General features: G+C 69.9%; 18 protein-coding genes. 6 read left to right on the plus strand and 12 right to left on the minus strand.

Annotated elements, in window-relative coordinates; genetic code table 11:
* Positions 1-59: 59 nt before the first annotated feature.
* From upp to J7U37_RS00280, 3 genes are all read right to left on the minus strand, one after another.
* Positions 60-701, minus strand: a complete 642-nt coding sequence (upp, locus tag J7U37_RS00270) for a uracil phosphoribosyltransferase (protein WP_247634460.1) — start codon at positions 699-701, stop codon at positions 60-62.
* Positions 702-884: 183 nt separating this feature from the next.
* Positions 885-1340 carry a DUF2852 domain-containing protein gene (locus J7U37_RS00275; protein WP_056190199.1) on the minus strand — a complete coding sequence of 152 codons (456 nt, stop codon included), beginning with the start codon at positions 1338-1340 and terminating at the stop codon, positions 885-887.
* 74 nt (positions 1341-1414) lie between these two features.
* The gene (locus tag J7U37_RS00280; protein WP_056190417.1) at positions 1415-2065 is read right to left on the minus strand and encodes a TetR/AcrR family transcriptional regulator; all 651 of its coding nucleotides are present in this window, start codon (positions 2063-2065) and stop codon (positions 1415-1417) included.
* A 369-nt stretch (positions 2066-2434) separates the two neighbouring features.
* Between J7U37_RS00280 and J7U37_RS00285 the strand changes: the two genes are divergently transcribed.
* Positions 2435-3529 (plus strand): helix-turn-helix transcriptional regulator, encoded by a 1095-nt coding sequence (locus tag J7U37_RS00285; RefSeq protein WP_247634461.1) that lies wholly within the window; start codon positions 2435-2437, stop codon positions 3527-3529.
* 9 nt (positions 3530-3538) lie between these two features.
* On the opposite strand, the gene J7U37_RS00290 is transcribed toward J7U37_RS00285, so the two are convergent.
* From J7U37_RS00290 to J7U37_RS00305, 4 genes are all read right to left on the minus strand, one after another.
* Entirely contained in the window at positions 3539-3751 is a 213-nt protein-coding gene (locus J7U37_RS00290; RefSeq protein WP_056481757.1) for a hypothetical protein, read from the minus strand.
* Positions 3752-3899: 148 nt separating this feature from the next.
* Positions 3900-4091 carry a DUF1192 domain-containing protein gene (locus J7U37_RS00295; protein ID WP_056190202.1) on the minus strand — a complete coding sequence of 64 codons (192 nt, stop codon included), beginning with the start codon at positions 4089-4091 and terminating at the stop codon, positions 3900-3902.
* A 54-nt stretch (positions 4092-4145) separates the two neighbouring features.
* A complete protein-coding gene (locus J7U37_RS00300; RefSeq protein ID WP_247634462.1) occupies positions 4146-5369 on the minus strand; it encodes a phosphopentomutase in 1224 nt (407 codons plus the stop codon).
* A gap of 10 nt (positions 5370-5379) precedes the next feature.
* Complete coding sequence (locus J7U37_RS00305; protein ID WP_247634463.1) at positions 5380-7008, minus strand: ABC transporter ATP-binding protein; 1629 nt, start codon at positions 7006-7008, stop codon at positions 5380-5382.
* 207 nt (positions 7009-7215) lie between these two features.
* Here J7U37_RS00305 and J7U37_RS00310 point away from each other — a divergent pair, with 207 nt between their 5' ends.
* Both J7U37_RS00310 and J7U37_RS00315 read left to right on the plus strand, forming a co-directional pair.
* Positions 7216-8100, plus strand: coding sequence for a lytic transglycosylase domain-containing protein (locus J7U37_RS00310; protein ID WP_156376048.1), 885 nt, complete (start codon positions 7216-7218; stop codon positions 8098-8100).
* A gap of 93 nt (positions 8101-8193) precedes the next feature.
* Positions 8194-9102: an alpha/beta hydrolase gene (locus tag J7U37_RS00315; protein ID WP_056190212.1), complete on the plus strand. Its 909-nt coding sequence runs from the start codon at positions 8194-8196 to the stop codon at positions 9100-9102.
* A gap of 3 nt (positions 9103-9105) precedes the next feature.
* Here J7U37_RS00315 and J7U37_RS00320 read toward each other — a convergent pair whose 3' ends face one another.
* The 4 genes from J7U37_RS00320 to J7U37_RS00335 form a co-directional block, all read right to left on the minus strand.
* A complete protein-coding gene (locus tag J7U37_RS00320; protein ID WP_247634464.1) occupies positions 9106-10230 on the minus strand; it encodes an endo-1,4-beta-xylanase in 1125 nt (374 codons plus the stop codon).
* A 26-nt stretch (positions 10231-10256) separates the two neighbouring features.
* Positions 10257-10679: an acyl-CoA thioesterase gene (locus J7U37_RS00325; protein WP_056190217.1), complete on the minus strand. Its 423-nt coding sequence runs from the start codon at positions 10677-10679 to the stop codon at positions 10257-10259.
* Between the two features lie 71 nt (positions 10680-10750).
* The gene (locus J7U37_RS00330; RefSeq protein WP_247634597.1) at positions 10751-12511 is read right to left on the minus strand and encodes a PQQ-binding-like beta-propeller repeat protein; all 1761 of its coding nucleotides are present in this window, start codon (positions 12509-12511) and stop codon (positions 10751-10753) included.
* Positions 12512-12621: 110 nt separating this feature from the next.
* On the minus strand, positions 12622-13158 hold the full coding sequence (locus J7U37_RS00335) for an ankyrin repeat domain-containing protein (protein WP_056190220.1): 537 nt from the start codon (positions 13156-13158) through the stop codon (positions 12622-12624).
* Positions 13159-13475: 317 nt separating this feature from the next.
* Here J7U37_RS00335 and uvrB point away from each other — a divergent pair, with 317 nt between their 5' ends.
* The 3 genes from uvrB to J7U37_RS00350 all read left to right on the plus strand — a co-directional run bounded on the left by uvrB (position 13476) and on the right by J7U37_RS00350 (position 17640).
* Positions 13476-16319 carry an excinuclease ABC subunit UvrB gene (uvrB, locus tag J7U37_RS00340; RefSeq protein ID WP_056481741.1) on the plus strand — a complete coding sequence of 948 codons (2844 nt, stop codon included), beginning with the start codon at positions 13476-13478 and terminating at the stop codon, positions 16317-16319.
* Positions 16320-16431: 112 nt separating this feature from the next.
* A complete protein-coding gene (locus tag J7U37_RS00345; RefSeq protein WP_244476864.1) occupies positions 16432-16797 on the plus strand; it encodes a hypothetical protein in 366 nt (121 codons plus the stop codon).
* Positions 16798-16863: 66 nt separating this feature from the next.
* A complete protein-coding gene (locus J7U37_RS00350) occupies positions 16864-17640 on the plus strand; it encodes a YidB family protein (protein ID WP_247634465.1) in 777 nt (258 codons plus the stop codon).
* Positions 17641-17656: 16 nt separating this feature from the next.
* Here the strand turns inward: J7U37_RS00350 and J7U37_RS00355 are convergent, their stop codons facing one another.
* The gene (locus J7U37_RS00355; RefSeq protein ID WP_247634466.1) at positions 17657-19102 is read right to left on the minus strand and encodes a sensor domain-containing diguanylate cyclase; all 1446 of its coding nucleotides are present in this window, start codon (positions 19100-19102) and stop codon (positions 17657-17659) included.
* Between the last annotated feature and the right edge of the window lie 94 nt (positions 19103-19196).

Consider the following 19196-nt stretch of genomic DNA (forward strand, 5'->3'; position numbering starts at 1 on the left):
GGGAGCCCCGTCATCTGCGGCTGGCATCCCGATTGGCAAGGGCGCGAGTGGCGCGGAGTTCAGCGGGTGCCGTACATTCGGTCGCCGGCATCGCCGAGTCCGGGCACGATGTAGCCGTGGTCGTTGAGGTGGCTGTCGATGGCGGCGGTCCAGACGGGGACGTCCGGGTGGGCTGCCTGCAGGCGGGCGATGCCTTCCGGGGCCGCCAGCAGGCAGACGAAGCGCAGGTCCTGCGCGCCCCGCTGCTTCAGGAGGTTGATGGCGGCGACCGCCGAGTTCGCCGTCGCCAGCATGGGATCGAGCACCAGCACGGTCCGGTCGAAGAGGTCGGACGGCGCCTTGAAGTAATACTCCACCGCCTCCAGCGTCTCGGGATCGCGGTAGAGACCCACATGCGCCACCCGGGCCGACGGCACCAGGGACAGCATGCCGTCGAGGAAGCCGACGCCGGCCCGGAGGATCGGCGCCAGCACCAGCTTCTTGCCGGCGATCTGCGGGGCCTCCATCGACTGGATCGGGGTCTCGATCGTCACCGATTCCAGCGGCAGGTCGCGCGTGACCTCGTAGGCCAGCAGCATGCCGATCTCGTTGAGGATCTGCCGGAAGCCCTTGGTCGAGCGCTCACGCTGGCGCAGCAGGGTCAACTTGTGCTGCACGAGGGGGTGGTCCACCACCCGGACCGTCGCGGCGGCTGCCTGCATCGCTGGATCTCCATCAAGCCGAGGTCTGATCCTGAGCGGCGGGAGACCGAGGCAAGACCGAAACCGGATTTCTAGAGCATCGCGGGATTGCGAGCGAGGTCTTCGGACGGATTGCGCCCGTGAAAAAGGGCTCCCGGCCTGAACCGGAAGCCCTCGGTATTCAGCGCATGCCGGAGACGACGCTCAGACCGAGCGGGTCGTGTCCGCGCTGCGGCGCTTCTGCATGAAAGCGTCGAACTGCTCGCGGTCCTTGGCCCGCTTCAGCTCTTCGACGAAGTCGGCGAACTCGCGGCTCTCCTCCTGGAGGGCGCGGCGCTGCGCGTCGAGACGCTCGAGCTCGCTGCGGCGGTAGGCGTCGAAGGCCAGATTGCCCGTCGACGTGCCGTTGGCGGCCTCGAACGCGGCGGCGAAGCGCGAGCGCGCGGCGCCCGCGTTCCACGCGGCCCCGCGGCCGGCCAAGCCGCGCAGTTCGCTGAGCGCAGGGTAACCCGCGACCTTCCAGGCGATGTAGGCGGCGGCGAGCGGCCACCAATAGACGAACGCGACGACGATCGCGCCGATTTCCAGGGACCGCTTGGGGAAGGGGCCGCTGCGGCAGACCTTCCCGGAGGTGAAGGGGGAGGAGGAAGACAGACTCACGGCTCACGACTCCAATGTAAATGTGAACGACATTCACTTGCGGACGGATCGCGCTGCTTTCAAGGGGTCGTCCCTCAGGTCGTTGCGCTGGTTCCGCGCCCTCCGGTCGCAGCCCCGTGGACGAGGGCGAGGACGCCGGCACGCAGCAGTTCGTACTTGTCCGGCATGCCGGCGCCTTTCGGCAGATGGCCGGACGCCGCCAGGGTGGCGAGTCCGTGGGCGAGGGCCCAGACCTCCAGGGCGATGAAGCGGGGTGCGACGCCGCCGAAGCCTTCGGGGAAGGTCGATTGCAGGGCGTCCACCAGCAGGTCGAACGGACTGGGGCGTACGCTCGCCTCCGCATTCGGCACGCCGGCGCTCAGGCCGCGGGTCTCGAAGATCGCCGCATAATAGCCGGGCTCCTCCTCGGCGAAGGCCAGGTAGGCCTCGCCCATCCGGGTGAACCGCTCCAGGGGCGTTCCCTTGGCGGTGAGCGCGCGGGCCAGACGTTCGGCGAGATCGGCAAAGCCCCGACCCGCGACCTCTTCGAGCAGGGCTTCCCGACCGCGGAAGTGGCGATACAGGGCAGCCGGAGTGACACCGACGAGGCGGGCGGCATCCACCAGGGTGAAGCCGCCGATGCCGCGTTCCGCGATGAAGCGGCGGGCCGCCTCGATCAGGGCCTCCTTCAGGTTGCCGTGGTGGTAGCTCCGCCGGTCCCCCGGCCCCTCGCGCCAATGCCGCACGCCACTCTCCTCGCCCCCGGCCCGAACCGACATGACCTGCCGGCCCGGCCCAAGGTTCCTTCACACGAACCCACGCTCCCTCCCCTACCACGAGGAACCGTTTTTCGAGGCAGCTTCCGCTGCGCGGATCAGGCGCATCCATGGGCAACACAGATGTAAAGGCCGAGATGAATGGGCGACGATGATGCAAGCGCCGGGCAGGACCTCACCCGCGAACGTCGCCGTGACTTCCGCGACGCAGGGGCCGGCGATCCGGCCCGACCGAAGTCCGGGGCCGGGATCGACTCGGCGAGTCGCCTTGCTCAAAAGCAGATTCTAGACTCATGGTGGGTAGAATACAGAATATCGTCCCGGGGTGGATCAAGAGCCGTGCCTGAGGGATCTGCGCAAATTGATTTCGAGAGCCTGACGGATCTCATCTACGAGGCGGCGGTCCTTCCCGAACTTTGGCCCTCCGTGCTGGATCAGCTCGCCGGGATCGCCGGTGCGCAAGGCACAGTTCTGATTGCCTCTGATCTGAGATCTCACCGCTGGATCAACTCGAAATCCCTCGACCAAGTCATGGCGGATTTTGCATCGGGAGGCTGGAGCAGCGCCGGCCAGCGGACCGCGCGCCTGCTGGCCGCTCGCCACGCCGGGTTCGTGCGCGAACAGGACGTCTACACCCCCGAGGAGTTGGAGCAGGACGTCCTGATCCAGCACTTCCTGCGCCCGCGTGGCCTCGGGTGGGGAACCGCGACCGCCTGCCCGCTCTCGACGGGCGACACGCTCATCTTCAGCATCGAGCGGCGCTTCGTGGACGGGCCGGTTCCGGCAGAGGCGATGCGGGTCCTCGACACCCTGCGGCCGCATCTCGGACGCGCCGCCCTGGTCTCGGCGCGGCTGAAGCTCGAACGGGCCCGTGCGGCGGTGGAAGCCCTGGAGGTGCTGAGCCTTCCGGCCGCCGTCCTCGGCGCGGACGGCCGATTGCACAACCGCAACGCCGCCTTCGCCGGGCTGGTGCCGCGGGTGGTCCGGGATCAGCGCGACCGGGTCACCCTCAGCCATCCGGGCGCCGATGCCCTGCTGTCGGACGTGCTCTCGGGCCGCCGGGCGAACGCGGCCCGCTCGATCCCGGTCCCCGCCGATGCCGACAACCCCGCGATGGTGATGCACCTGCTGCCGGTGCGCGGCCTCGCCCAGGACGTCTTCGGCGGCGGAACGATGCTGATGCTGGCGGCGCCCGTCCTGCCGCGCCCGGTTCCCGGCACCGAACTCCTGGCGGGCCTGTTCGACCTGACCGCCGCCGAGGCCCGGATCGCCCGCGGCATCGCCGACGGGGCTACGATCGCGCTCCTGGCCGCCCAGCAATCGGTCGCGCACGAGACGATCCGCAGTCAGGTCAAAGCGATCTTCGCCAAGACCGGCGTCACCCGACAGGTCGATCTCGCGCGCCTGATCTCGGGGTTCAGCCTGATCCGATGAGCGATGCGGTCACGGGGCGCGCGACGCGGCGCCGGTCGGATTCCGGACGGCGAGCGCCCGGAACAGGATGACGTTCGAGAGGTCGTAGTCCGCGGCCGGTCCGCCGAGAGCCGGTCTGACGGGAACTTCACCGGCGGTGGGCGTCAGCGCCGAAGTGATCAGGCAGGCGATCACCCGGTCGCTCGAACCCCGCTCGACGTGCCGAGCCAGTCGCCGACGCATCCACGGAGCCATCGTCCATCTCTCGAGCATCGCCACCCTCACGTGCCTCAACGCGTCGCATAGAAGCGCAGCGGTGCAGGAGCATCATCCCCCATTTGGGGGAGAATCGAAATTCCTTCCGAAAATGGCGCGGAGGTAAAGACTTTCCTTACAGGCGGAAGAGCGAATCCGCCCGCTTGAGGGCGGCTTCCTTGGCGGCGCGGGCCGCCTCCAGCCGCGCAATCTCCGTGGTCAGCAGGGCGATCCGCTCCGCGAGATCGGTCACCGACAGGGCATCGAGCGGTTCCCCGACCCGATGCGCAATCGCCCTGCGGGGCGCGCCGTCATCTTCGTCCCTCATGGTGTTCCCTCGGGTGGCATCACGTCGAGCCAGGATATCATTTAAGCCGGCAGATCATTCGAGCCAGGATCGTCCGGCCGCCAGCGGCCCGACGCCGAGATGCCGCGCCAGCGTCGCGCCGATATCCGCGAAGCTCTCGCGTCGCCCGAGCGGCCCCGGCGCGACCGCTGGCCCGAAGGCCAGCACCGGCACCTGCTCCCGGGTGTGCTCGGTCCCGGTCCAGGTCGGATCGTTGCCGTGATCGGCCGTGATCACGCAGAGGTCGCCGGATCGGAGCACGGCGTGGATCTCGGGCAGGCGCGCATCGAAGGCTTCGAGTTCGGCGGCGTAGCCCGGGACGTCGCGGCGATGGCCATAGTCGGTGTCGAAATCGACGAGGTTGAGGAAGACGAGTCCCCCATCCGGCAGGCTCGCGAAGGCCGCCAGCGCCGCGTCGAGGCAGGCGGCGTTGCCCGCGGGCTTGATCTCGCGCCCGGTCGCCCGGTGGGCGAAGATATCGCCGATCTTGCCCACGCTGACGACGGACCGGCCGGATTGCGCGAGCGTGTCGAGGAGCGTGCGGCCGGGCGGCTCGACGGCGTAGTCCTTGCGGTGGGCGGTCCGCCGGAAACCCTCCCGCTCGGTACCGACGAAGGGGCGGGCGATGACCCGGCCGACCCGGTAGGCGTCGCAGAGATCGCGGGCGATCCGGCAGGTGGCGTAGAGGCGCTCCAGACCGAAGCTCTCCTCGTGCGCGGCGATCTGGAAAACGCTGTCGGCGGAGGTGTAGCAGATCGGCTTGCCGGTGCGGAGGTGCTCGGCGCCGAGACGGTCGATGATGGCGGTGCCGGCCGCGTGGCAATCGCCGAGGATACCGGGGAGGCCGGCCTGCGCGATCAGCGCGTCCGTGAGCGCGGCCGGGAAAGCCGGAACCGTGACGGGGAAATAGCCCCAGGGCTCGCGGACCGGTACGCCTGTGATCTCCCAATGGCCTGAGGGCGTGTCCTTGCCGGCGGCGGTCTCGATCGCGTGGCCGTAGGCGCCCTGCACCGGGCCGATGGCATCGAGCCCCGGCGGAAGCGTTCCGGTCGCCCCCCGTGCGGCGAGGCCGAGCCCGAGCGCACCGAGATGCGGCAGCGTCAGCGCTCCGGCGCGCAGGCCCGCCCGGTCGCCGCGTCCCTGCGCGCAGGCTTCGGCGATGTGCCCGAGGGTGTCGGAACCGGAATCGCCGTAGCGGTCGGCATCGGGGGCGCCGCCGATGCCGACGGAATCGAGGACGATGAGGAAAGCGCGCGGCATCCCCCTCCCCTCAGGCCGGGATCGGGTCGGCGACGGTGTCGCTCTGCAGGTCGAAGGCCGCGGCGAACAGGGCCTGGGTGTAGGCGGTCTTGGGCGCGGCGAAGATCGCCTCCGCCGGCCCCTCCTCCACCACCCGGCCGTTCTGCATGACGAGGACGTAGTTCGCCAGCGCCCGCACCACCTTCAGGTCGTGGCTGATGAACAGGTAGGCGAGGCCGCGCTCGCGCTGGAGGTCGCGCAGGAGGGTGACGATCTGGGCCTGGACCGAGCGGTCGAGGGCCGAGGTCGGCTCGTCGAGGACGATGAATTTCGGCTTCAGCACGATGGCGCGCGCGATGGCGATGCGCTGGCGCTGGCCGCCCGAGAACTCGTGCGGGTAGCGGTTCATGGTTGCGGGATCGAGGCCGACATCGGTGAGCGCCCCCGCGACCACCGCGTGACGCTCGGCCCGCGTCCGCACGGCGCCCTGGACCACCAGACCCTCCGCCACGATGTCGGCCACGGTCATGCGCGGCGACAGCGAGCCGTAGGGGTCCTGAAACACCACCTGCATGTCGCGGCGGACGGGGCGCATCGCGGCGGGCGGCAGGCCGGCGATGGAGCGCCCGAGGAAGACGATGGGGCCTTCGCAACCGGTCAGGCGCAGGAGGGCGAGCCCGAGGGTGGTCTTGCCAGAGCCGGATTCGCCGACGACACCCACGGTCTCGCCGGCCCGCACCCGCAGGGACACCCCGTCGACCGCCTTGACGTGGCTGGTGGTCCGGCGCAGCCAGCCCTCGCGGATCGGGAACCAGACCTTGAGGGGGCCGGCCTCCAGCAGGGGCGCGGCATCGGCCGGCACCGGGTTGGCACGGCCCTTCGGCTCCGAGGCGAGCAGGCGGCGGGTGTAGTCGTGCTGCGGCCGGGCGAAGATCTCCGCCACCGGGCCCGCCTCGACGATGCGTCCCGCGAGCATGACGCAGACGGTATCGGCGATGCGCTGGACGATGCCGAGGTCGTGGGTGATGAACAGCATCGCCATGCCGAGGCGCTTCTGCAGGTCGGCCAGCAGGTTGAGGATCTGCGCCTGCACCGTCACGTCGAGGGCGGTGGTCGGCTCGTCGGCCACCAGCAGGTCGGGCTCGCAGGCGAGCGCCATGGCGATCATGACGCGTTGGCGCTGGCCACCCGACAATTCGTGCGGATAGGCGTTCAGACGGCGCTCGGCGTCGCGCAGGCCGACCAATTCGAGCAGTTCGAGGATGCGCGCCCGCGCCTTACGGCCGGACAGGCCGCGATGCACCTCCAGCACCTCGCCGATCTGCCGCTGGATCGTGTGCAGCGGGTTCAGCGAGGTCATCGGCTCCTGGAACACCATGGTGATGTCGGCGCCGCGGATGCCGCGCAGGCGCTTCTCCGGCAGGGCCAGCAGGTCCTGGCCCTTGAACAGGATGCGGCCGCCGGGATGATGGGCGCTGCCATCGAGAAGACGCAGGATCGAGAGGGCGGTGACCGACTTGCCGGACCCCGACTCGCCGACCAGCGCCAGGGTCTCGCCCGGCTCAATGGTGAAGCTGACCCCGTCCACCGCGCGGGTCTCGCCCTCGCGCGAGCGGAAGGCGACCGACAGGTCCTGTACGTCGAGGAGCGTAGCGGTCATCGAGGCCTGTTATGGGGTGGAGCGGAAAGCATTCGCGTCAGGGTTATAGCGTGGGTGCCACCGATCGGCGAACGCGGATCGACGCGACCCCCGCCCTTGTCTCCGCGCGCTGGGAATTGATCGGCGACGCGCGCGCTCTACAACCCGGCGGTGACCGCGTTCCTCAGATTCCTTCCCGCCGCCCTCCTCCTCGTCCTCCCGGCGTTCGTGCCGTGTCCGGCCCTTGCCGCCGCCGAGGGGGCGACCGAGACCGTGGAGCAGGCCTTGTGCCGGCTGATCGAGGGCTCTGCCAAGGCGCGCGGGCTGCCCGTGCCGTTCCTGACGCGGCTGATCTGGCGCGAGAGCGCGTTCCGCGTCAGCGCCGTGAGCCCCGTGGGCGCGCAGGGCGTGGCGCAGTTCATGCCCGGCACGGCCCGGGAGCGCGGCCTGACCGATCCCTTCGATCCCGAGCAGGCGATTCCCCACGCGGCCCACCTGCTCGCCGACCTGAACCGGCAATTCGGCAATCTCGGCCTCGCGGCGGCGGCCTATAACGGTGGACCCGGGCGTGTGTCGTCGTGGCTCGCGGGCACCGGCGGCCTGCCGACGGAGACGCGCAACTACGTGCTGGCGATCACGGGTGCGCCCGCCGAGGCGTGGCGACCCGGAACGGCGGTCGAGATGCCCGAGGGCGAGCCGCCGCGGGACCGGGATTCGGACTCGAAATCGGCCGACACCAAGGCCAGAGGGGAGACCGGTTCCAAAGCCGAGTCCGAGACGAGCTGCCTGAAGGTGACGGCGGCCCTGCGGATTCCGTCGCGCGGCGATCGCTTCGCTTTGGGCGGCAACGAGGGACCGGCAGCGCCCTGGGGCATCCAGCTCGCCGGAAACTTCTCGAAGGCCCTGGCGCTGCAGAGTTTCACGCGGACACGGAAGCTCTACACAAGCGTCATCGGCGATGTTCGCCCGATGATCATCGGCACACGTCTGCGCAGCCGCGGTACGCGCGCTTTCTACCGCATCCGCATACCGGCCCAGAGCCGCGAGGCTGCCGACATCCTGTGCGGCAAGATCCGCCAGGTCGGCGGCGCCTGCCTCGTACTCAGGACCTGATCGGGGCGCTGCACCGCTCCGGCGTCCCAATCGCGCCATGAATCCGCCGCGCCAGCCCTGTCACAGGGGGCACGCGCGCCAACAGAGAGATGCATGACCCGGGTCCTTGCCGTCCTTGCCAGCCTTGCCGCTCTCGCCCTCGTCGCGATCGGGATCACGGCCTGCTCGCCCCTCGCCTTCTTCGACGCGATCGGACCCCGAGACCAGGGCGGCCGTCTCAGCCTGAAGAACGCGGCGTTCGGGACGCATCCGCGCCAGCGCCTCGACGTGTTCACGCCGGTGGCGGGCGCGGCCGGCGCGCCGGTGCTGGTGTTCTTCTACGGCGGCTCCTGGAAGAATGGCTCGAAGGAAGATTATGCCTTCGTCGGGCAGGCGCTGGCCGCCCAGGGGTTCGTGACGGTGCTGCCGGATTATCGTCTCTATCCGGAGGTCCGCTTCCCCGATTTCCTCGACGATGGCGCACAGGCCGTGGCCTGGGTCGAGCAGAACATCGCCGCCTATGGTGGGGATCCGCGCCGGATCGTCCTCGCGGGACATTCCGCCGGGGCCTACAACGCGGTGATGCTCGGGGTGAATCCCAGCTACCTGCGCCGGGCCGGCGTCGATCCGCGCGTGATCCGCGCCGTCGCGGGCCTGTCCGGTCCCTACGATTTCCTGCCGCTGGATGCCGGCACCGCCACAGAGTTGTTCGGTGAGGCCCCCGACAAGGCGGCGACCCAACCCATCACCTTCGCGGGTCCGCGGTCCCCGCCCGCCTTCCTCGCCAGCGGCGACGGCGACACCACCGTGCGGCCGTCCAACACCCGCAACCTCGCTGCCCGCCTTCGCGACGCCCGGGTGCCGGTGCAGGAGCGCATCTATGCCGGGCTCGACCACGCCGACACCCTGCTAGCCTTGTCGGTGACCTTCCGCTCCAAGGCCCCGGAGCTTGCCGAGATGGCGGCCTTCCTGCGCCAGCACGCGGGCGACCGGCCGCAGCAGGCCCGGATGATCGCCCGCTGAGCGTCACGCACCGCGCAGGGCGTCGCGGGCCTTGCGGTGGTCCGGCGCGTTCGAGAAGGCCCGGTGCATCGCCGACCAGAGCGGCGTCCGCGCGAATGCCTCATCGAGCGGCAGGGCGCGCTGCATCAGGCCGTCCGCGCGCCGGCGCTCCGGGTTGGTGTTCAGCCAGGTGTTGCGGTTGGTGATGTCCCAGGTCAGCACGTTGAGGACCGCCGCCTCATCCAGCACCACGTCGAGGAAGCGGCGGGCGAGGTCGGATACGGCCCGGTCGCGGGCCGGGAGATCGGCCGGGTAGGTCCGGTCGTTGATGTCGAACTCCGTCACCTCGATGGCGAGCCCGAGGCCCGCGACCTCGGCCAGGAAGCGCCGGAGCTTGTCCTGGTTCAGCGGATGCTTGGCGTAAAGGTGACCCTGCAGGCCGAGGCGGCGGATCGGCACACCGCGCCGGCGCATCCCCTCGAGTGTCCGCAGCACCATGGCGCGGCGCTGATCGATCCAGTCGGCATCGAGTTCGAGGTCGTTTTCGTTCCAGACCCCCGCCGCGTCGGGCGCGACGGCGTGCTGGAGGTGGAAGGCGAGATCGACGTAGCCGGGGCCGAGCGCATCGAGCCAGGGCGTGCGCCGCAGCCCGTCGGCGCGTCCGTCCTGCGGCCCGCAGATCTCGTTGACGACGTCCCAGGCCTCGATCCCGCCGCGATAGCGCCCCGCCATGGCGTCGATCCAGCGGCGCAGGAAGGCCTCGCCCTCGCCGGCCCGGAGCCGGGCCTCGACCCAGGCGGGCAGGCCCTCGTGCCAGACCAGGGTATGGCCGCGCAGGCGTTGCCGGTTGGCGCGTGCGAAGGCCGCGACCTCGTCCGCATAGCTGAGATCCAGGTTCTCCGGCGTCCGCCACGCATAGGTGAGCTTCATCGCATTTTCGGACACGAGAATGCCGGCCTCGCGCGCCAGCGCCCGCCCGTAGGCGGGGTCCTGGCGCAGGGTCACGCCGTTCACCGCCGCGCCGTAGGCGAGGCCCGTGCGGGCGGCCGCCGCGTTGAGGCTGTCGGCCGACCAGGACGGGGCGGCGGCCGAGGCGCAGCGTTCGCCGAGGATGAGGGCACCGCCCGACGCGAGCGCACCGCCGAGCATTGCGCGCCGCGATCGGCCGAACCGATTCACGCCGGGACCGATGCGGACTCGGTCGGGATCACCCGGGGGCGGCGGTCCGCGCCGATCGCCACGAAGGTGAACAGCCCCTCCGTCACCTTCATGGTCGTTTCGCCCTCGCGTTCGCGCCGCCAGACCTCGACCTGGATGCGCATCGAGGTGCGGCCGACCTGCACGATCCAGGCGTAGATGCTGACTTCGTCGCCGACGATCACGGGGCGGTGGAACGTCATGGCCTCGACCGAAATGGTTGCGCAGCGCCCGCGCGAGCGCCGCGCCGCGATGTTGCCGGCGGCCAGGTCCATCTGCCCCATCAGCCAGCCGCCGAAGATGTCGCCGGCCGGATTGGTATCGGCCGGCATGGCGATGGTGCGGACCACCGGCGGCCCGCGATTCTCGGGCTGGTGCGGTTCGGCGGCGTCGGTCGTCATGGTGCAGTCTCTGGTTGCGAGGGGCGGCCCACGCAAGCCGCGCGCCGCCCGCGCCGTCATGTCACATCCGATCACGGGCGAACAGGCGCTCCGTCCGGCAGCGCGAACACCACCAGCGCGTCGCCGGTGCCGAAGCCCGAGCCCTTGGTGAAGGAGGCGCCCCCGGCTGCCACCGCGACGTATTGTCGGCCTTCGATCGCATAGGTGATCGGCGGGCCGCCGATCCCCGCGCCGCACTGGAAGCGCCACAGGACGGCGCCGGTCCCGGCATCGTGGGCATCGAGATGGCCGTCCTCCTCGCCGGAGAAGACGAGGCCGGAGGCGGTGGCGAGCGTGCCGCCGGAGAGGCGGCTGCCGCCCTTCACGCTCCACTTGATCGCGCCGCCCTTGGCGAGGTCCACCGCCGTCAGGGTGCTGAAGCTGGGCTCGCCCTTGGCCTCGGTCGTCTCGGTGTAGCGGATCGCCGGGCGGTCGCCGGCCGCCGGCACGGTCTTCACCACGTAGGTCGTGGCCCCGTGCCGGACCTGCGCGAAGGCGGTGCCGGCGCGCGGATCGTAGGCGACCGGGTGCCAGGAGATCGCCCCGAGGGGGCCGGGGCTCACCACCGTGCCGGCCTCGGTCGGCGGGGCGTAGAGGTTCTTCTGCGCGATCAGCGGCGCGGACTTCGTCAGGAGCTTGCCGGTTGAGCGGTCGTGGACGTAGAGCCAGCCGGTCTTCGAGCCCTGCGCCACGGCCTTGACCGGCCCTTGTGGGGTCGGCTGGTCGAGCAGGAAGGGCGGGCTCGCCACGTCGTAGCCCCACTCGTCGTGCGGGACCTGCTGGTAGTACCAACGCAGCTGCCCGGTGCGGACGTCGAGGGCGACGAGGCTCATGGTATAGAGGTTGTCGCCCGGGCGCGAGAGACCGAAATTCTGCGGCGCCGGGTTGCCGGTGCCGACATAGATCAGCCCGAGGTCCCGGTCGTAGGCCGGCGTCATCCAGAGGGAGCCGCCACCGACCCGCCAGGCCTCCCGGTGCATCGGGGCGGCCGCCTTCTCGGCCGCGATGTCGCGATGAAGCGCGACGCCGTCCGGCGTCGTCGCGGAGAAATCCCCCTCCCAGCCGTCCGCCTTGGTGACGTACCAGCGCCAGCGCTCGGCTCCGGTGGCGGCGTCGTAGGCGGCGAGCCAGCCGCGGCGGCCGTAGCCGCCCTCGATGCCCACCACCGCGCCGCCGTCGAGGCCGCCCTTGGCGTCTTCCACGTGCAGGCCGTAGCCGGCCCCCGCCACCCCCACGATGACGAGGCCGTCGGCCACCAGCGGCGGCATCTTGAAGCCGAGGCGGCTAGACCCCTGCACGGTGCCGGCTCCCAGCCCCTCGGCCAGGGCCGAGGCGGTCTCGGATTCACCCTCCTCCGGGCGCACCGCCTCGTGGTCCCACAGGACCTTGCCGGTTGCGGCATCGAGAGCGATCACCCGCCCGTCCATCGTGGCCTCGAAGACCTTGCCGTCCGAGACTGCCACGCCCCGGTTCGAGGGCGGGCCGAAGATCTTCTCGGTGCGGGCCTTGTGGGTGTAGGTCCACAGCACCCGGCCGTCGCGGGCATCGAGGGCGGCCACGTGATTCTGCGTGGTGGAGACGTAGAGCGTCGTCCCGACCACCACCGGTTCCGCCTGGAAATACCCGGTGATGCCGGTTTGGAAGATCCAGGCCGGACGCAGCGACGTCACGTTGCCGCGGTCGATCCCGGTCAGCGGCGAGAAGTGCTGGTTGGTGTGGTCGCGGCCGAACATCGGCCAATCGTCGGCCGCCACCGCCGGCCAGGGCGTTGCCGCTGCGAGGAGGACGGCCATGACGGCCGGACGTGCGAGTCTCAGGCGTGCGAGTCTCAGGCGTGCGGGTCTCAGGCGTGCGAGTCTCATCGGGGTTTCCTCCCTGGAGCGACGTTGCGCTCGCCAGCCTTTCAGGCGGTGCCGGGGCGCCGAGCCTTGGCCAGTTGCAGCGGCGTGTCGGCGGCCCCCATCGACTGGGCCATCTCGGCGGCGGTGAGCCCGGCGCCGTCGCGCAGGTCCGGGTCGGCGCCGTGCTGCAGCAGGAGCGCGACCATCTCGGTCCGGTTGAACATCGCGGCCGTCATCAGGGCGGTGCGCGTGCCGCCGCCCGTGCCATCCACCTGCGCCCCGTGAGCGAGGAGAAGCCCGGCGATGTCGAGGTCGCCCTTGAAGGCCGCGCCGGCGAGCGGCGTCTGTCCGCGCACATTGGCGAGTTCGGGGTCGCCGCCGTTCTCCAGGATCACCCGCGCGGTCTCGGCCTGCCCGTTATAGGCGGCGAGCATCAGCAGACTGTCACCCTTGTCGTTGCATAGGTTCGCCGGGAGGCCCTGGCCGAACAGCTCGGCCAACTCGTCCGCATGACCCATGCGGGCGTACTGGAAGACCCGGCCGGCGAAGGCCAGGGTGTCCGCATCGAGTTCGGGTTTCGCCGGGGCGTCGGGGTCCATGGGGTGTCCGCTGTTCGATTCGGGGATTTCTGGCGCTGGAGCGGTCGACAGGCGTTCGGGCTGAAATCCTGTTTCCGTCGAGATCTATCGCGCCCCGGCCGAGAGTCGAGGAATTGGCTGCGCCTGCGGGCCGCGATCCACCCCTGCATCCGCTCGTCTGCTTTCACGCCACCGCATCCCCGCAGAGGCAACGCGACACCGGGGAGGCGCGCCAAATCGCCCCGGATCGGCCGCTGCGGCGGGCCAAGCCGCAGGGGCGATCAGATCATCCGGGCGCGGCTCTTTCCCAACGGGGGGGCAAGAACCATACTCAGGGGATGCCGATCTCGAAGAAGCCCCGCGACGCGTCCGACCCGGTCCCGAGTGCCCAGCGTGCGGGCGCCAGAACGTCCCATTCCCAAAGGGCCACTTCGAAGGCGTCGAAGCCCGAGTTGCAGCCCCTCGACGAGCATCTGGCGGCCCTGCTCAGCCCGGCACTGAACCGCAACCGTCTTCCGGCCATCGAACCGCCGGCCCCGCCCCGTCCCGGCCAGCCCAAGAAGCCGGCCGCGCGCAAGGGGCAGGCCAACGCGGCAGCCGGCAAGGCAGCCGGTTCGGACAAGGCACTTGGTTCGGACAAGGCAGCCGGTTCCGACAAGTCGCCCGCCCCTGACAAGACCACCGGCATGGGCTTCGGCGAGGCCGCACAGGCGACGTTCGCCCAGGGCGATGCGGCCGATGTCGACCCGCGCCTCGCCCAGGCCCTCGGCCTGCGCGCACCCGAGGACGGGCCGGTGCCGGAAGGTCTGGCGGATGATGGGGACAGCTCCCTCGCCACCGACGGGGTCTCGGCCACGGTGGATGCGCTTTCGCGCCTCCTCACCGAGGGCAATCCGCTGTTCCGCGACGGCCAGACCTGGGTGCCGCACCGGCCGGACCGGCCGAAGAAATCCGAGGGCGGCTTGGCCTTCACGCTCAAGTCCGAGTTCGAGCCGGCGGGCGACCAGCCCCGCGCCATCGCCGAGTTGGTGGACGGCGTGAAGAAGGCGGAACGCGACCAGGTGCTCCTGGGCGTCACCGGCTCCGGCAAGACCTTCACCATGGCGAAGATCATCGAGGCGACGCAGCGCCCGGCCCTGATCCTGGCACCGAACAAGACCCTGGCGGCGCAGCTCTACGGCGAGTTCAAGAGCTTCTTCCCCGACAACGCGGTGGAGTACTTCGTCTCGTATTACGACTATTACCAGCCCGAGGCCTACGTGCCGCGGTCGGACACCTTCATCGAGAAGGAATCGTCGATCAACGAGCAGATCGACCGGATGCGCCATTCCGCGACGCGCGCCCTGCTCGAGCGCGACGACGTCATCATCGTCGCCTCGGTCTCGTGCATCTACGGCATCGGCTCCGTCGAGACCTATACGGCGATGTCGTTCACGGTGTCGCTGGAGGAGAAGATCGAGCAGCGCCAGCTCATCGCCGACCTGGTGGCGCTCCAGTACAAGCGCATCCAGTCCGACTTCGCCCGCGGCACCTTCCGGGTGCGCGGCGACGTGATCGAACTCTGGCCCGCCCACTTGGAGGATCGCGGCTGGCGCATCGGGCTGTTCGGCGACGAGATCGAGTCGATCACCGAGTTCGATCCGCTCACCGGCAAGAAGATCAACGACCTGAAGTTCGTGAAGGTCTACGCCAATTCGCACTACGTCACGCCGCGCCCGACCCTTCAGCAGGCGATCAAGGGCATCAAGACCGAACTCAAGCTGCGCGTCGACGAACTGACCAAGATGGGCCGCCTGATCGAGGCCCAGCGCATCGAGCAGCGCTGCACCTTCGACATCGAGATGATCGAGGCCACCGGAGCCTGCAACGGGATCGAGAACTATTCGCGCTACCTGACCGGACGAAAGCCCGGCGAGCCGCCGCCGACTCTGTTCGAGTACCTGCCCGACAACGCCCTAGTCTTCACCGACGAGAGCCACGTGACGGTTCCGCAGATCGGCGGCATGTACAAGGGCGACTTCCGCCGCAAGGCGACTCTGGCCGAGTACGGCTTCCGCCTGCCCTCCTGCCTCGACAACCGCCCGCTGCGGTTCGAGGAATGGGACGCGATGCGGCCGCAATCGATCCACGTCTCGGCCACGCCCGCCAAGTGGGAGATGGAGCAGACCGGCGGCGTCTTCGCCGAGCAGGTCATCCGCCCGACCGGCCTCGTCGACCCGGTGATCGAGATCCGCCCCGCCCGCTCCCAGGTCGACGACCTGCTCGGCGAGGTGCGCGAAGTGGCGCAGGCCGGCTACCGCACGCTGGTGACGACGCTGACCAAGCGCATGGCCGAGGATCTGACCGAGTACCTGCACGAGAACAGCGTGCGCGTCCGCTACATGCACTCGGACATCGACACCCTGGAGCGCATCGAGATCATCCGCGACCTGCGGCTGGGCGCCTTCGACGTCCTCATCGGCATCAACCTCCTTCGAGAAGGCCTGGACATCCCCGAATGCGCCCTGGTGGCCATCCTGGATGCCGATAAGGAGGGCTTCCTGCGCTCGGAGACCTCGCTGGTGCAGACCATCGGGCGCGCCGCCCGCAACGCCGATGCACGCTGCATCCTCTATGCGGACAACATCACCGGCTCGATGGAGCGGGCGATGGCCGAGACCGAGCGCCGCCGCACCAAGCAGCTCGCCTACAACGAGGAGCACGGCATCACGCCGCAGAGCGTGAAGCGCGGAATCGCCGACATTCTCGACAGCGTCTACGAGCGCGACCATGTCCAGGTGGATACGGGGCTCGCCAAGAACGCCGTCACCATCGGTCACAACCTCAAGGCGGTCATGGCCGACCTCGAGAAACGGATGCGGACCGCGGCCGCCGACCTCGACTTCGAGGAGGCCGCGCGCCTGCGCGACGAACTCAAGCGTCTCCAGGCCACGGAACTCCTGGTCTCGGACGATCCCATGGCGCGACAGGGCGACGTGGAGCGCGAGGCCGGGCGCTTCGGGGCCAAGCAGAGCCGGATCGCGAAGCCGACGCTCGACAATATGGGGCCGGGCACCGACCGCGAACTACCGGTCGGATCGGCGCCGCCGCAATGGCAGGAGCGCCCGAAGGCACGGTCGACGCAGGGACTCGGCGGACAGAAGCCCAAATACAAGGGCGGCGGCGGGCGCAAGCGCGGCTGAACGTCGGAGCGATTGTCGGTCGACTTGGCCGATGGTGGCCCCTGGGGCCGGAACCCTTCGGGACGCCGGGGCTTGGTTTGAGACCTTCAGACCATCGCCCCGGAGACCGCCCGTGACGACGATCAAGTGCCCACGTCCGCCCTTTCGGCCCCGCGCCGGTTCCGGTGTGACCTCGCTGTTCCTGGCCGGTCTGGCCGTGTCGGGTGCCGTCGGGATGCTCATCACCCCGGCCAGCCTGCGGCCCGCGGCGGCCCAGACGGTGGCCAATCCCAACGACCAGCCGACACCCGCCACCGTGCCGTCGAACGACGGAACCGCTCCGGCCACGCGGCCGACCGGGCAGGTCGCGCCGCCGAGCGCGATTTCCTCCGGCACGGTGATCACCGCGGCTGGCGCCAAACCGGGCGCACGGACCAATCCTCTTGATCATCTGCCCGCCAAGGATCGCGCCGGCACCGGCGGCAGCCGACGCGACTAGGCGAACCAGCGGCCGCTTCCGGGGGCGCGACCCGGATCACAATTCACGGGATAGGGGAGAACGCTCATGGGCCTGCTCGATCAAGTCATCGGTGGTGTACTCGGCCAAGTGCTCGGCGGTGGTCAGGGACGTGAGCCGGAGCGCGGTGGCGGACACGGTGGCGGCTTCGGCGGTGGCCCATCCGGTGGTGCGTCCGGAGGAATGCTGGGCGGCGCCATGTCGCCGATCGTGCAGGCGCTGCTGATGCTCCTGATGTCGAAGGGGGCCGGGGGACTCGGCGATCTGCTCGGCGGCGGCCAGCGCGGCGAGGCGCGTGATCCCCGTGGCCACGACGAGGGTGATATCGGTGGGTTCGGCCAGGATCGCGGCCAGGATGGAGGGCAGGATCGCGGACGCGGCGCGGGATACGGGCGTGGTGGTTATGAGGATGCGCAGCCGCCGAGCCGCGGGGGCGATTTCAGCGATCTGTCCGGGATGCTGGATGGCCCCGGAGACCGTGGCGTCGGATTGGGTGATCGCAGCGCCGGTGCAGGCCCCTACGCCCGCCTGGACCACGAGCCACAGGACGGCCAGTCGGGCCTCGACGGTCTGATCGATCGCTTCCAGCGCGGCGGCCTCGGCGACGTCATGGAGTCGTGGATCGGGCATGGCAGCAACCGCCCGGTCGAGCCCAACCGGCTCGCGGACGCGCTCGGTCCGGACACCGTGGATACCCTTCAGCAGCGAACCGGTCTCAACCGCGACGATCTGCTGTCGCAACTTTCCCAGGTTCTGCCGCAGGTGATCAACGGCCTGACACCCCAGGGCCGGCGCCCGACCGGCGAGGACGTCCGGGGCTGGTGACGCCGCTCGGATCGTCTCACGCCGCCGGGGCGTCACCGACCCGGCGGAAGTCAGTGTCCGATCCGGACCCGAAATCCATTCCGGCTTCGTAGAGCCGGAAGGTGTTGCGCCCCGCATCCTTGGCGCGGAACAGCGCGATATCCGCATGGCGGCACAGCACGTCGGGGTCGGCGCCGTCCTGAGGCGCCATGGCGATGCCGACACTGACGCCGACCGATACGCGGGTCCCGTCGAGATCGATCGGCTGGGCGACGACCTCGATCAGGCGCTGGGCCAGATTGCGGATGCTGCTGCCGACCACGGGGCCGGTCTGGATGATCATGAACTCGTCGCCGCCGATCCGGGCGACGGTGTCCTCGGCCCGCACGAGGCCGCGCAACCGGGTCGCGACCGCGCGCAGGAGAGCGTCGCCCGCCTGGTGCCCGAGAGTGTCGTTCACCGACTTGAAGCGATCGAGATCGAGGCACAGCACGGCGAAGCTGGCGGAGCGGCGCTGGCTCATGCTCAGCTCCTGGACCAGCCGTTCGCGGAACAGCGTCCGGTTGGCGAGGTCGGTGAGTGCGTCGTGGCGCGCCATGTGGGCGATCCGGAACTCCGCTTCCTTGCGGGCCGTGATGTCGCGCGCCGCCGCCACGTAGCCGTTGGGGCGTTCACCGTCCGCCTCGTAGGTGAGGTTGAAATTCACCTCGACCCAGATCCAGCTGCCATCCTTGCGTCGGTAGCGCTGGGTCGAGACCGCCTGCGTCACGCGGGCCTCGCAGAGGTCGTTCAGAAGCCGGCCATAGGCTTCGGCATCGGCGGGATGGACATGATCCATCGGACGGGTGCCGATGAGGTCGTCGGCCTCGTAGCCCAGCAGAGTTCGGGACGCGGGCGACACGTAGCGGCGAACGGTGTCGAGGGTGGCCCAGATCACCATGTCGGAGCTGTTCTCGGCCAGCAGCCGGTAATGCGCCTCGCGCTCGCGCAGCTTGGCCTTCGCCCGATGCAGGCTCAACTGAGCGCTGACCACCGAGGCGAGATCCTGCAACCGGGCGCGATCGTCGGCGGAAAACCGGCGCGGTTTGGTATCGAGGACGCAGAGGATGCCGACCCGGTGCCCCGCCGATGCAATCAGCGGAGCGCCGGCATAGAAGCGGACATGGGGTGGCCCGACGACCAGGGGACTGCGGGAGAAGCGGGAATCCTCCTCGGCGTCCTCGACCACGAACACCGCATCGGACAGGATGGCGTAGTTGCAGAATGCTCCCTCGCGGGCCGTGCCGTCGAGGTCGAGACCGCACCGGGCCATGAAGTGCTGACGATCCTCCGCGATCAGCGAGACGTAGGAGATCGGCATGCCGAACAGGGCCGTCGCCGTGCGACATATGGCGTCGAAATGCGGTTCCGCTTCGGCATCCAGGATCTCGAGGTCTCGCAGCGCCTTCAGGCGGTCCGCTTCGTTGCTGGCGATGGGGTACATGCGCGCCCTGGATTCCGAGGGGTCGGCGACACGGATCAGGCAGACACAGCGCCCTCCCCGCGCTGTTCCTAACCTGATTGTATGGGGCCAAAAC

The organism is Methylobacterium sp. 37f (assembly GCF_023093475.1).
Classification (GTDB): domain Bacteria; phylum Pseudomonadota; class Alphaproteobacteria; order Rhizobiales; family Beijerinckiaceae; genus Methylobacterium.

What these genes read in the sequence shown, in the direction of transcription:
- upp (WP_247634460.1), bottom strand. Translation starts at nt 701, where the DNA reads ATGCAGGCAGCCGCCGCGACGGTCCGGGTGGTGGACCACCCCCTCGTG.
- J7U37_RS00290 (WP_056481757.1), bottom strand. Translation starts at nt 3,751, where the DNA reads ATGCGTCGGCGACTGGCTCGGCACGTCGAGCGGGGTTCGAGCGACCGG.
- J7U37_RS00295 (WP_056190202.1), bottom strand. Translation starts at nt 4,091, where the DNA reads ATGAGGGACGAAGATGACGGCGCGCCCCGCAGGGCGATTGCGCATCGG.
- J7U37_RS00300 (WP_247634462.1), bottom strand. Translation starts at nt 5,369, where the DNA reads ATGCCGCGCGCTTTCCTCATCGTCCTCGATTCCGTCGGCATCGGCGGC.
- J7U37_RS00305 (WP_247634463.1), bottom strand. Translation starts at nt 7,008, where the DNA reads ATGACCGCTACGCTCCTCGACGTACAGGACCTGTCGGTCGCCTTCCGC.
- J7U37_RS00315 (WP_056190212.1), top strand. Translation starts at nt 8,194, where the DNA reads ATGACCCGGGTCCTTGCCGTCCTTGCCAGCCTTGCCGCTCTCGCCCTC.
- J7U37_RS00320 (WP_247634464.1), bottom strand. Translation starts at nt 10,230, where the DNA reads ATGCTCGGCGGTGCGCTCGCGTCGGGCGGTGCCCTCATCCTCGGCGAA.
- J7U37_RS00325 (WP_056190217.1), bottom strand. Translation starts at nt 10,679, where the DNA reads ATGACGACCGACGCCGCCGAACCGCACCAGCCCGAGAATCGCGGGCCG.
- J7U37_RS00330 (WP_247634597.1), bottom strand. Translation starts at nt 12,511, where the DNA reads ATGGCCGTCCTCCTCGCAGCGGCAACGCCCTGGCCGGCGGTGGCGGCC.
- J7U37_RS00335 (WP_056190220.1), bottom strand. Translation starts at nt 13,158, where the DNA reads ATGGACCCCGACGCCCCGGCGAAACCCGAACTCGATGCGGACACCCTG.
- uvrB (WP_056481741.1), top strand. Translation starts at nt 13,476, where the DNA reads ATGCCGATCTCGAAGAAGCCCCGCGACGCGTCCGACCCGGTCCCGAGT.
- J7U37_RS00350 (WP_247634465.1), top strand. Translation starts at nt 16,864, where the DNA reads ATGGGCCTGCTCGATCAAGTCATCGGTGGTGTACTCGGCCAAGTGCTC.
- J7U37_RS00355 (WP_247634466.1), bottom strand. Translation starts at nt 19,102, where the DNA reads ATGTACCCCATCGCCAGCAACGAAGCGGACCGCCTGAAGGCGCTGCGA.